11 protein-coding genes are annotated in these 13,286 nt (G+C 32.9%); 4 read left to right on the forward strand and 7 right to left on the reverse strand.

All coding sequences use genetic code 11. The features are described from left to right. Positions 1 to 222: 222 nt before the first annotated feature. The 7 genes from V7056_RS11505 to dnaA all read right to left on the reverse strand — a co-directional run bounded on the left by V7056_RS11505 (position 223) and on the right by dnaA (position 10,167). Entirely contained in the window at positions 223 to 1,260 is a 1,038-nt protein-coding gene (locus V7056_RS11505) for an HD-GYP domain-containing protein (RefSeq protein WP_499702048.1), read from the reverse strand. A gap of 87 nt (positions 1,261 to 1,347) precedes the next feature. Beyond that, entirely contained in the window at positions 1,348 to 3,828 is a 2,481-nt protein-coding gene (gene gyrA / locus V7056_RS11510; protein WP_499702050.1) for a DNA gyrase subunit A, read from the reverse strand. A 72-nt stretch (positions 3,829 to 3,900) separates the two neighbouring features. Continuing rightward, the gene (gyrB, locus tag V7056_RS11515) at positions 3,901 to 5,820 is read right to left on the reverse strand and encodes a DNA topoisomerase (ATP-hydrolyzing) subunit B (RefSeq protein ID WP_499702137.1); all 1,920 of its coding nucleotides are present in this window, start codon (positions 5,818 to 5,820) and stop codon (positions 3,901 to 3,903) included. A gap of 114 nt (positions 5,821 to 5,934) precedes the next feature. Beyond that, positions 5,935 to 7,056: a DNA replication/repair protein RecF gene (gene recF / locus V7056_RS11520; RefSeq protein WP_499702052.1), complete on the reverse strand. Its 1,122-nt coding sequence runs from the start codon at positions 7,054 to 7,056 to the stop codon at positions 5,935 to 5,937. Positions 7,057 to 7,073: 17 nt separating this feature from the next. Next, a complete protein-coding gene (gene yaaA / locus V7056_RS11525) occupies positions 7,074 to 7,292 on the reverse strand; it encodes a S4 domain-containing protein YaaA (RefSeq protein WP_499702054.1) in 219 nt (72 codons plus the stop codon). A gap of 226 nt (positions 7,293 to 7,518) precedes the next feature. Next, positions 7,519 to 8,664, reverse strand: a complete 1,146-nt coding sequence (gene dnaN, locus V7056_RS11530; protein ID WP_499702056.1) for a DNA polymerase III subunit beta — start codon at positions 8,662 to 8,664, stop codon at positions 7,519 to 7,521. A gap of 156 nt (positions 8,665 to 8,820) precedes the next feature. Beyond that, on the reverse strand, positions 8,821 to 10,167 hold the full coding sequence (gene dnaA, locus V7056_RS11535; protein WP_499702058.1) for a chromosomal replication initiator protein DnaA: 1,347 nt from the start codon (positions 10,165 to 10,167) through the stop codon (positions 8,821 to 8,823). Between the two features lie 833 nt (positions 10,168 to 11,000). Between dnaA and rpmH the strand changes: the two genes are divergently transcribed. From rpmH to jag, 4 genes are all read left to right on the forward strand, one after another. Then, positions 11,001 to 11,135: a 50S ribosomal protein L34 gene (rpmH, locus tag V7056_RS11540; RefSeq protein ID WP_056467137.1), complete on the forward strand. Its 135-nt coding sequence runs from the start codon at positions 11,001 to 11,003 to the stop codon at positions 11,133 to 11,135. A 142-nt stretch (positions 11,136 to 11,277) separates the two neighbouring features. Further along, positions 11,278 to 11,658, forward strand: a complete 381-nt coding sequence (gene rnpA / locus V7056_RS11545) for a ribonuclease P protein component (protein ID WP_088001660.1) — start codon at positions 11,278 to 11,280, stop codon at positions 11,656 to 11,658. Positions 11,659 to 11,718: 60 nt separating this feature from the next. Continuing rightward, positions 11,719 to 12,486 carry a YidC family membrane integrase SpoIIIJ gene (gene spoIIIJ / locus V7056_RS11550; protein ID WP_499702139.1) on the forward strand — a complete coding sequence of 256 codons (768 nt, stop codon included), beginning with the start codon at positions 11,719 to 11,721 and terminating at the stop codon, positions 12,484 to 12,486. Then, positions 12,483 to 13,121 (forward strand): RNA-binding cell elongation regulator Jag/EloR, encoded by a 639-nt coding sequence (gene jag, locus V7056_RS11555; RefSeq protein WP_499702061.1) that lies wholly within the window; start codon positions 12,483 to 12,485, stop codon positions 13,119 to 13,121. The genes spoIIIJ and jag overlap by 4 nt, the downstream gene beginning before the upstream one ends. The last annotated feature ends 165 nt before the right edge of the window (positions 13,122 to 13,286 follow it).

Below are 13,286 nucleotides of genomic sequence, written 5' to 3' on the forward strand. Positions count from 1 at the left end.
TTTAGTTTTCAAAGTTCATTTTGTGCCACTCATTGGCGACTTCTATATAATATCAAAGGTATCGCTAATGGTCAAGATGTTTTTATAAAATAATTTTAAAAAAAATACGTTATTTTCTATTTTAGTCAAAACTCCTTATTTTATAAGGGTTTCCACTAAAATATTAGATAAAAACAACGCACTTTTTTCATTTCAATATTTTATTACTTATAATAATATCTACTATAAGATTTGTTCTATAAATACTTTTCTCTCTTTAGATAGGTCAATTACTCGGTCGCTACTTTCTTCTTTCACAACCGGTCTTGTTATTTCGTTAAGTGATTGATATACAATTTGCCCAATTATTCCATTAGATAATAATACTTTATCTCCTAATTGATAATTGATAACAATTTGATTAATAGAATCAATAACAGTTGGATGAAATTTACCGAAGCATTCTTTATTTAAATGTTCAATAATTTGAAAATCATTTAAATCCTCATTAGAAAATAAAACTTTATTAAAGAAATAGGCGCTTGCACCAAGTATTGAAGCATATTCGTTAATATGAGTTGCTTTTAACTTTAATGGATATCCACTTCCATCTAATCTTTCTTCATGCTGAAGTATAGCTATTTTCATTGGATCTCGTAAGAATTGCACCTTTTCTACAATACGATAACTATGCATTGGATGGTTTTTATAATCTGCACTATTTTCTAATTGCTGAATGCTTTTGAAATGATATTTAGCATAACCGGCATTACAAAGAGCTGCAGATACTCCCACTTGAATAATATCACCTTTTGAATAGTTAAGTTTTTGTGCAATAAGCGTAGAAAGAAGTGTACATAGTAAACTGTGATGAACGATCTTATCTTTATCATCTTTTAAAGTAACACTAGGCCTTGGTATTTTCTTAATCGTCGTATTTTCAATATAGTCGATTAATGGGATTAAGATCTTTCTAAATTCTACTATATTTAGAGGCCCCCCAGATTCCCAACTAACAAAGTGAGTACGATACAATTTCATAGCTTCTTGATAAATACTTATAAATTCTAATGAAGTATTATCAGTTTTTGACTCTGAAACACTCGATTCATTCTTTTGTGCAATATCAACTTCAATATCATGAATTAGAAAAGCTCGGATTAATTCAATATCGAAAGTTGTTAATTGTTTTCCCACGTCAACTATAGGAGTTTCTGTATTTGCTAGAACTGGTTTACTTATAATCCAGCCTTCTCTTAACATTTCCGTACGCACTTTCATTAGTTATCCCCCGTATTATCAGTTTAAAAAAGAGAGAACAAATAAATCTGTTCTCTCTTTATCTTGTCATAGGATCAACTTAAAGCATTATTCTTCTGTTGTTTCGATCTCGTCTGCTTCTTCAAGTGTAGAAGGATCTTCTTCATCCTCTTTAGCTGCAATGGCTACTGTAGCAACATGACCTTCTTGATCTAATTTGATTAGTTTTACCCCTTGAGTAACTCGTCCAAGTCGAGAGATTTGCCCAATTGGCATACGAATGATGACACCAGATTCAGTAATCAACATTAAATCTTCTTCATCACTTACGCATTTTAGAGATATCATCTTTCCGTTCTTCTCTGTAACGTTAAGTGTTTTTAGACCTTTACCGCCACGACTTTGAATACGATATTCTTCTTGAGAAGTTCGTTTACCATAACCAAGTTCAGTAACAACTAGAATATCTAATTCTTCCTCAACTACTTCCATCCCTACTACATAATCATCGTCAGAAAGTGTAATTGCTTTAACACCTGTAGCTGTTCTTCCCATCGATCTTACATCTTCCTCGTTAAATCGAATCATCATACCTTTAGAAGTTCCGACAACAATATCCTTTGTTCCATCTGTTAAACGGACTGAAATTACATCATCGTCTTCTCTTAGATTGATAGCGATTAAACCGTTAGTACGGATATTTGCAAACGCCGATAATGGAACACGTTTAGAAATACCTAGCTTCGTTGTAAAGAATAGATACCAGTTATCTAAAAACTCACTTACTGGGATGATTGCATTAATACTCTCACCCTTATCAATTTCTAGTAAGTTTACAATCGGAAGTCCTTTAGCTGTACGACTATATTCAGGGATTTCGTAACCTTTAGAACGGTATACTTTCCCTTTGTTTGTAAAGAATAATATCGTATCATGCGTAGAAGTAGTTAGTAAGTGTTCTAGGAAATCATCATCATTCGTGCCCATACCTTGAATCCCTCTGCCACCTCTACGTTGAGAACGATAAGTAGAAATAGGTAAACGTTTGATATACCCATTATGAGTTAAGCTAACAATGATATTTTCTACTGGAATTAAATCTTCATCTTCAATCATTTCAACTCCACCAGGAACAATTGCAGTTCTTCGTTTATCGTTGTATTGATCTTTTAATTGCGTTAACTCTTCACGGATGATTTCAAGTACTCTCTCTTCATCTGCAAGAATAGCTTTTAATTCTGCAATTAATTTAATTAATTCTTGATATTCTTCTTCGATTTTTTCACGTTCTAATCCAGTTAAACGTTGTAATCTCATATCTAAGATTGCTTGAGCTTGTCTTTCCGATAAAGAGAATGTTTCCATTAAACCATTTTTAGCAATTTCTCCTGTTTGAGAAGCTCTAATTAAACTAATTACTGCATCTAAATGATCTAAAGCTACTTTTAAGCCTTCTAAAATATGTGCACGAGCTTCAGCTTTTTCTAATTCAAATTTAGTTCTTCGTTTAATAACTACAATTTGATGATCTAAGTAATGCTTTAAGCAGCTTTTTAAAGATAAAACCTTTGGTTCACCGTTAACTAGTGCTAAAAGATTTATACCAAAACTAGTTTGAATAGCAGTTTGTTTATATAAATTATTTAATAAAACATTGGCATTTGCATCTCTTCTTACTTCAATGACAATTCGCATACCATTTCTGTCAGATTCATCACGAAGATCTGTAATACCTTCAATTTTTTTATCGCGTACTAACTCAGCAATTCGTTCAACTAATTTTGCCTTATTTACTTGATATGGTAATTCAGTAACGATAATTGTTTGTCTTCCGTTAGCTTTTTCTTCAATCTCAACTTTACCCCTGATAATAATAGATCCTTTACCAGTTTCATAAGCTTTACGAATCCCAGATTTCCCTAGAATCATTCCCGCCGTAGGAAAGTCCGGTCCTTGAACATATTCCATAAGGTCTTGAGTAGTAAGTTCAGGATCTTTACTTAAAGCAAGAACACCATCGATTATTTCACCTAATTGGTGTGGTGGAATATTAGTCGCCATACCAACCGCTATACCTGTAGCACCATTAACAAGTAAATTAGGAAAACGAGCTGGTAATACAATTGGTTCTCTTTCGGAACCATCATAGTTATCTTGAAAGTCTATTGTATTTTTATTAATATCACGAATTAGTTCCATTGATATTTTAGACATTCTAGCTTCTGTGTAACGCATTGCCGCTGCTGCGTCTCCATCTACTGAACCAAAATTACCATGGCCATCTACTAACATATAACGGAAGTTAAAATCTTGAGCCATTCGAACCATCGTTTCGTAAACTGCCGAGTCACCATGAGGGTGATACTTACCAATTACTTCACCAACGATACGAGCTGATTTTTTATAAGCTTTTTCTGCTGTCATGCCTAAGTCATTCATTGCGTACAAAATTCTTCGATGTACAGGCTTCAAACCGTCACGTACATCTGGTAATGCACGCGAGACAATTACACTCATTGCATAATCTAGGAAGGAATTACGCATCTCATTACTTATATTGATTTCTTTGATTTGTTGATTTTCGTTCAACATTGGCACCTCCCTTTATTTTACGTTTCTATGTAGGAAAAGGAGCATACTAGCTCCTTTCATATTTACTTATTAAATATCTAAATTCTTAACATATCTAGCGTTATCTTGAATGAAGTTACGTCTTGGTTCTACTTTTTCACCCATTAATGTTTCAAACGTTTCATCTGCCTCGATTGCGTCCTGAAGATTTACTTGAAGTAAAGTTCTAGTTTCAGGATTCATTGTTGTTTCCCATAACTGCTCAGGGTTCATCTCTCCTAAACCTTTATAACGTTGGATAACTGGCTTTGGAACCGCAGATATATTCGAAAGTATTTCTTCCATGTCTCGATCATTGTAGGCATATTGTATTTTCTTACCTTGTTGAATTTTATATAAAGGCGGTTGAGCAATATATATATATCCACTCTCTATTATTTGACGCATATATCGGTACAAGAACGTTAACAATAAAGTACGGATATGAGCCCCATCAACATCGGCATCCGTCATCAATATAATTTTGTGGTAACGTGCTTTTTCAATATCAAAGTCTTCGCCGATTCCAGTACCAAATGCAGTAATCATTGAACGTACTTCATTATTAGATAAAATTTTATCTAGACGTGCTTTTTCTACGTTAATGATTTTTCCTCGTAATGGTAAGATAGCTTGGAAATGTCGATCTCGTCCTTGTTTAGCACTTCCGCCGGCAGAGTCACCCTCTACAATATAAATTTCGCTTATTGAAGAGTCTTTTGATGAACAATCTGCTAATTTCCCAGGCAAACTTGATACTTCAAGCGCACTTTTTCTTCTTGTTAATTCACGTGCTTTCTTAGCCGCCATACGTGCTCTAGCAGCCATTAAACCTTTTTCTACTATTTTTCGAGCCTCGGTAGGATTTTCTAATAAGAATTTATCTAACTTCTCACCAAAAACTTGCTCAGTGATCGTACGAACTTCACTATTACCTAGCTTTGTTTTTGTTTGTCCTTCAAATTGAGGATCTGGATGTTTAATAGATACGATTGCAGTTAAACCTTCACGTACATCTTCACCAGATAAATTACTATCTTGTTCTTTAATTAATCCATTTTTACGACCGTAATCATTTATTACTCTTGTTAAGGCAGTTTTAAATCCAACTTCATGTGTACCGCCTTCATGAGTATTAATATTATTCGTAAATGAGTAAATATTACTTGTATAGCTCTCGTTATATTGAAGAGCAATCTCAACAGTTATTCCATCTTTTTCACCAATTACAAAAATCGGCTCTTCATGGATGACTTCTTTTGAACGATTTAAATGCTCAACATAAGATTTAATACCACCTTCATAGTGGTACTCTTTCTTTTGTTTGTTCTCTCTACGGTCTTCAATTGTTAAACGCAGACCTCTATTTAAAAAGGCTAGTTCTCTTAAACGATTTGCTAGCGTATCAAATTCATAAATTATTGTTTCAGTAAAGATTTCCGTGTCTGGTTTAAAGTGTGTAATAGTACCTGTAATGTCTGTTTCACCAACAATACTCATATCAGCTACTGGAACACCTTTAGCAAACTGCTGATAATAAATATTTCCATCACGATGAACATGAACTTCTAACAGTGTAGAAAGGGCGTTAACTACAGAAGCACCAACACCGTGTAAACCACCAGATACTTTATAACCGCCACCACCGAATTTACCACCAGCGTGTAGTACGGTCATAATAACTTCTAGAGCAGGTCTACCCATTTTTTCATGTATACCTACCGGAATTCCACGACCATTATCTTTAACTGTAATGCTATTATCATCTTCAATGATGACGTTAATTTCATCACAATAACCTGCTAAAGCTTCATCTATACTATTGTCTACAATTTCCCATACTAAGTGATGTAAACCTTTTCCACTTGTAGATCCGATATACATACCTGGTCTTTTACGAACGGCTTCTAAGCCTTCTAGAACTTGTATTTGATTTTCATCATAATTATGTTCTTGCATTTTCTGATCCATTGTCATGAACACTCACCTACTTTTCTTATTTTACATAAAAGAATTAACAAATTTCAGCTATGCTTTCTAGGCGGCGTAGTAGAAATTTCTAAATAAAAATGTCGTAAAATTTACTTAATCAGCATTACTAATAATTGTTCCATGTGAAACATTTATAATGTTCGCTTGCTTTATCGTTTCATGTTGAATGCCGTCGACACTTGTAGTAGTTACAAAAGTTTGCACTTTATTTTGAATAGCATTTAATAAATGAGTTTGACGATAATCGTCTAATTCTGAAAGAACATCATCAAGTAGAAGGATAGGATATTCGCCTACTTCCTCTTTTATGAGTTCGATCTCCGCTAGCTTTAATGAAAGAGCAGTCGTCCGCTGTTGACCTTGTGAACCAAAAGTTTGGACGTTTTTGTCGTTTACCATAAAAACTAAATCATCTCGATGTGGACCAAGCAGCGTAGTACCTCTAGATACCTCACGCTCTTTTTCAGCTTCAAATTGTTTTATGTACTCTTCTTCCATTTTCGTCAAATCTGTTAAATCTGATACATTGATGCTTGGTTTATATATAATTTCTAGTTTTTCAGTCTCTCTAGAAATCTGACTATGAATTGGCGACGCCCAATCTTGTAATAATTTGATAAAAGAAATTCGCTTTTCTACTATTTTCACTGCGTGTTTTACTAATTGAGCAGTAAGTACTTCTAGTATTAAATAGTTTCGATCCCGACTCGTTTGTAAGGTTCTAAGAAGTGAATTTCGTTGTTGGAGGATTCGTTGATATTGACTTAATTCATGTAGGTAAACAGGCGATACTTGTCCTAATTCCATATCAAGAAATTTACGACGCACTTGTGGACTACCTTTTACTAAGAATAGATCTTCTGGTGCGAACATAACGACATTCATTACGCCAATATATTGACTCAACCTCATCTGTTCAAGATGATTTAGCTTCGCTTTCTTACCTTTCTTTGAGAGGATTAGTTGTAGTGATACATGTTGATTTTTCTTTTGTAACGTACCTTTAATTGTACCATACTCTTCATCCCAACGTATCATTTCTTTATCATTGCTCGTGCGATGTGACTTTGTTAAAGCTAGCACATAGATAGATTCCATTAAATTAGTTTTACCTTGTGCATTTTCACCAATAATAACATTCACGTTATTCTGGAAATTTAATTGAAGATCCTCATAGTTGCGATATTGTTTTAATTGTAAATCTTTAATATACAATGGGATTCCCCCAGAAGTTATGAAGTAATAATATACGTACCAATTCCTGTGATAGAAATAGTGTCATTTACAACTAATTTTTTCCCTCTTCTATTTTCAGGCTCATTATTTACAAAAATCTCGTGTTCAGATAAAAACCATTTTGCCATTCCGCCTGTATCTATTACACCCGCTAATTTTAAAAATTGACCTAAAGTAATATAATCGGTATTTATTTTAACTTTTTCATTTTTCATTTTTCATCACCCTCAAATATCCATTTCTTAATTGTACTAAACTTCTAATAGAAAAAAAATAGGAATCCCATATTTTCTCTTGTATGAGTAAAAAAGACTGACCCAAGTTGTACTTTGCACTCTCCAAAAAATCATTTAGTAGATAATTTATTAAAATCATTCTACAAAACAAGTGGAGGTTGCTAGTACATTCTTTAGGTCAGCCCCTTTTAGTAGAATTTACTAACTAGTATGTGCGAACAGGTAAAATTAATTGCAATGTTCTTGAATCATTAGCTGTACGGATTAAAAATGGTCTCATTGCGCCTGTAAACTGAATATAAATTTCAGGACTTTCAATGGCCTTTAATGCATCCATTACATATTTCGCACTAAATGATATTTTTAACTCTTCACCTTTTATATCCTCACAAGCAATCTCATCAACTACTTTTCCGATTTCTGGAGAATAAGAAGAAATATTTACAACTGAATTACCTTTTGTTTCTAAGTGTACAACATTATTTCTACCTTCTCTTGCAAGTAGAGAAGCACGATCAATCGCTTGTAAAAACTCTTTTGTCATTACAGTTAGTTCAGTTTTACTTTCACTTGGAATCAATTTTGAAGTATCAGGATAATTGCCTTCAAGTAATCGCGTAAAGAATAAAATATGCTTTGTTTTAAATAGTGCTTGATGTTCTGTTAATACGATATCAACTTTTTCATTGCTATCATCAAGAATTTTACTTAATTCATTTAAACTTTTACCTGGGATTACGACACTGGCTTTAAACTCACTTGATAAAGCATTATTGTCAATTTTAGCTTGTCTTAAAGCTAAGCGGTGACTGTCAGTTGCAATACAAGTCAGCTCACCATTTTCTATCTTCCAATTTACACCCGTTAAAATTGGTCTTGTTTCAGATGTGGACACTGCGAATACAGTTTGACGGATCATAAATTTAAGTAGATCTGCAGAAATAGAAATCGTTTCATGTTCTTCAATTTGAGGAAGTAATGGATACTCTTCTGCATCAAAGCCATTTAAACTAAATTCTGTTTTTCCTGCTCTTATTGTTGTTACGTAATGACTGTCTGATTCTAATTCTACAAAATCAGCAGGTAATTTTTTTACAATATCACTAAAATATCTAGCATTAAGTACGATACTTCCCGGTTGCTTTACATCTACTAATTGTTGGTCGTCTACAATCGTTGGTAAATAAGATTCAATAGAAATATCTGAATCACTACCTGTTAAAGTAAGTCCTTCATTTGTAACAACTAATTTTATACCCGTTAAGATCGGAATTGTTGTTCTAGATGAAACAGCTCTCATTACATCTTGTACAGCTTTAACAAGATGATCTTTTTGTACTGTAAATTTCATTTTTTGTACTCCTTATATATTTTATAAAATAATATAGTAATAGTAGTAGGGCCTGTTAATTTGTGGATAACCCTAATTTAGTAAAGAAAAATAAGTCTATCAACATGTGGATAGACTGTGTAAAAAAACTAGAAAGTTATGCACAGTTACAAGTATCTACTGATTTAATTTTTCATTAATCTCTTTAATTTGAGATTGAAGTTGTGAGTCAGTTTCAACCAATCTTGATATCTTTTCGTGTGCATGAATAACTGTTGTATGATCTCTACCACCAAACTCTTCTCCAATTTTAGGTAAAGAATGGTCTGTAAGCTCTCTCGAGAGATACATTGCTACCTGCCTAGGAAATGCCACTGACTTAGTACGCTTCTTTGCTTTAAAGTCCTCTAATTTAATACTAAAAAACTCTCCAACTGTACGCTGGATATCAAGTATTGATAATGTTTTAGGTCTTGAAGCAGTGATTAAATTCTTTAAAGCCTCTGCAGCAACACTAGCATTAATATCTTTATTAATTAATGAAGAATAGGCTACAACGCGTATTAAAGCACCTTCTAATTCTCGTATATTCGTATCAATTTGATTTGCAATATATAACATGACTTCATTTGGTATATCTAAACCTTCTGCTTTTGCCTTCTTACGTAATATGGCGATCCTTGTCTCTAAGTCAGGAGGTGTAATATCTGTTATTAAGCCCCATTCAAATCGTGAGCGAAGACGATCTTCTAGTGTAGGAATTTCTTTAGGTGGTCGGTCACTTGAAATGACAATTTGCTTACTTTCTTCATGTAGAGTATTAAAAGTATGGAAAAATTCTTCTTGTGTTTGTTCTTTTCCCGCTAAAAATTGAATATCATCAATAAGTAGTACGTCTACATTGCGGTATTTATTTCTAAATTCAATTGCTTTGTTATCACGAATTGAGTTAATAAATTCATTCGTAAATTTTTCCGATGATAGATAAACTACCTTTGCATTTGGATTATGTTCAAGTACATAGTGTCCAATCGCATGCATTAAGTGGGTTTTACCTAGTCCTACTCCCCCATAAATAAATAAAGGGTTATATGCTTTTGCAGGCGCTTCAGCAACAGCTAATGAAGCCGCGTGAGCAAAACGATTTCCAGATCCGATTACAAATGTATCAAAAGTATATTTTGGATTTAACATACTTTGTCCGAATTCAACTGGTTCATCATATTTAACCTTTTCTTTTACAGCAGGAATATTCATTTCTATTTCTTCAATATGGTTTTGAGGAAGGATGAACTTAATTTCTAATTCTGCTCCAGTAATTTCTAAAACCGTATCCATGATTAAAGAAGAATACTTTGATTCTAGCCAATCACGTGCAAACTCATTAGGTGCAATAATGGTTAAAGTATCATTTTTTAATGAGAATGCTTTTGTTGATTTGAGCCATGTTTCGAAGCTTGGCTTGCTTATCTTTTTCTCTATTTCTGATAGAACCCTGGACCAAAGATCCCCTATATTCTCCAAAGAATAATCCCTCCTTTTATGACGTGTATAAGTTTTGTACAAGCGCTATATTCAAACTGTAATTTTTATACATTTTGTTGTATATGCCTTAATTCAATTATCTGCAAAATTCCACTTTATTTGACAGTATTCACCTATGTGGATAACTGTAAATAAGCATAAGTGTAAAACCTGTCCACAAGTTATTAACAGTTGTGGACAATTAAATATTAAAATAGACTTGTCCATAAGAGGAAAACAAATTAATGATATCAAAAAACTTTAGGTATTTCAATGAGTAGTTCATGTTATCCACATGCTAATCCACTTGTTTAAGAAAATTGTCCACAGAAAAGTAGCTTGTGCAAAACTTGTCAATAAGTGTTGTGAGTAAAAATTTTGTTGATAAATCTTATCCACAGCGTATTTAACAATTATATGTAAAGGTGATGTAATTAATTTTTGGCTATTTTTTTATACATATAAATTTAGGAGAAAAAAATCTTTCGACACCCTCGTTTTAAGATGATTATTTTGTTTATAAATGAGCGGAGGGGAAAAGATATAAGTAAAAGTTTTTTCTTTATATATGAAATCTGTTTCTCAACAATTAATGAAGAAGTTAATTGGAGATAAAAAGTCAGTGCTCCTTAACAGAAACGATAAGTTTTTTTAGTACTTACTATAAAGAAAGAAAATTTTTAAACATGAAAACGTATGGGATCAGTCATTCTTTTATAAATAATTGTAAAAAATAAAGATGATTTAATATCCTACATTGACATATTGGCCACTTATTCTTTATAATTTATAGGACTGTCTATTACAGTAATTCCTCAGGGAGGTGTCATATAATGAAAAGAACATTTCAACCAAACAAACGTAAACGCAGTAAAGTACATGGTTTCCGTAGCCGTATGAGCACTGCCAATGGACGTAAAGTTCTAGCTGCTCGTCGTCGTAAAGGTAGAAAAGTATTATCTGCGTAGGCCACTGACAACAGTGGTCTTTTTCGCTAATTAGAAGGCCTTTTTTGCTTTAAATGTCACAATTTGTAAGTAAAAAAGGCCTCATTTTTTATGAAAATATTGGTATGATAATTGAAGGAATCTTTAGAGGTGTCAGTAAATCATGAACAAGAAAAACAGAATAAAAAAGAACGAAGATTTTAGTCGCGTTTTTCGAGAGGGTACATCTACTGCGAACCGACAATTCGTAATCTATACATTAAGGAAAGAAGATCAGCAGCAATATCGAATCGGATTATCTGTCAGTAAGAAGTTAGGTAATGCTGTAGTAAGAAATCATATAAAGCGCTACATTAGACAAGCACTTCATGAACTTAGCGATGATCTTCAAATAGAAATGGATTATGTAGTGATCGCTAGAAAACCATGTACTGAACTACCTTTTAATGAATTTAAAAAAAGTTTAATTCACGTATTAAAAAGGGCGGAAGCGCTGAAAATTCGTGATTCAAAACATAAAACAGATAAAAAACAAATTAAGTAATTACATATTTAAGTGTAACAACTTAAAGGAGGAACTAGTTTGAAGACTAAGAAGTATCAAATGCTAGTTGCAATTCTTTTCTTAGTAGTAGTGTTGGCTGGATGTTCACAAACAAACCAAGCGATCACACCTGAAAGTACTGGGATTTGGAATCAGTATTTCGTTTATCCATTATCTTGGCTAATTACAACGGTAGCTAATATTTTCGGTGGTAGCTATGGTATGGCAATTATTACCGTTACAATTTTAATTCGTTTAGCATTATTACCGTTAATGATCAAACAAATTAGAAGTACGAAAGCGATGCAAGCAATTCAACCTGAAATGTTAAAGCTTAAAGAAAAATATTCTTCTAAAGATCAAAAAACAGTTCAAAAATTAAATGAAGAAACAATGAAATTATACCAACAACATGGAGTTAACCCATTATCTGGTTGTTTACCAATCTTCATTCAAATGCCGATCCTGATTGCTTTCTATCATGCAATTATGAGAACAATGGAAATTAAAGCACATGATTTCTTATGGTTCCAATTAGGTCACCCGGATCCAATCTATGCATTACCGATTATTGCTGGGATCACTACATTTATCCAACAAAAAGTATCAATGAATACTAGTACAATGGCTGGTCCTGCGGCACAACAAATGAAAATCATGCTTTATGTTATGCCAATCATGATCTTAGTATTTGCAATTAACTTACCTTCAGCATTAGCGCTATATTGGGTAGTGGGTAATACATTTATGATCGTTCAAACATTACTTGTAAATAGAACTGGTAATACACCAGATCAAAAAAACAATGTAGGAGGGGCTAGTAAGTGAGAGAAGTAACTGCTACTGGTCAAACAATCGAACAAGCAGTTCAAAATGCACTTCAGCAACTTAGTTCAACAAAAGAAGAAGTAGAAATTGAAGTATTAGAAGATGGGAAAAAAGGATTTTTGGGATTTGGTTCAAAGCCAGCCAAAGTTTTAGTTATAAAAAAGAAAACTTTAGTAGAAAAAGCTTATGACTATATTTCAAATATCGTTACATGTTTAGATGAAACAGCCCAAATTGATTTCGATTTTCAAGATAAAAAAGAGCCATCTCTTTTATTTACAATAAAAGGTGAAAAAGTAGCTCTTATTATCGGAAAAAGAGGTAATACTTTAAATGCACTTCAGTTTTTAGTACAAACTTATGTAAATCGCCATTCAAAGCAATTAATTCATGTTGTAGTTGATGCTGAGAATTATCGTTTAAAACGTAAAGAATCACTAGAAATATTAGCCAAAAAAGCTGCACAGACAGTTTTAAAAACAAGGAAGGCTGTTTCGTTAGAGCCAATGCCTTCTTTTGAAAGAAAAATAATACATCACATACTAACAGACATGCCGAATATTTCTACTAAGTCAGTAGGTCAAGATCCATATCGTCAATTAGTTATTGATATCAAAAAACCAATTAAGGGCTAACCTTAGTTGGTTTTTTTGATGCTTGCTCTTTGGGCATTTAAGTTTACTTGTACTTTCGTAGGGTTATAATATAAAAACATTCAATTATAAAAATCTTTATGCTATGCTATAGGTTTAGAAGTAACATGTTATCAATTACATAACATGCTCTAGAGGTGATATTTT

Source organism: Bacillus sp. JJ664, from assembly GCF_036962205.1.
Lineage (GTDB): Bacteria > Bacillota > Bacilli > Bacillales > Bacillaceae_G > Gottfriedia.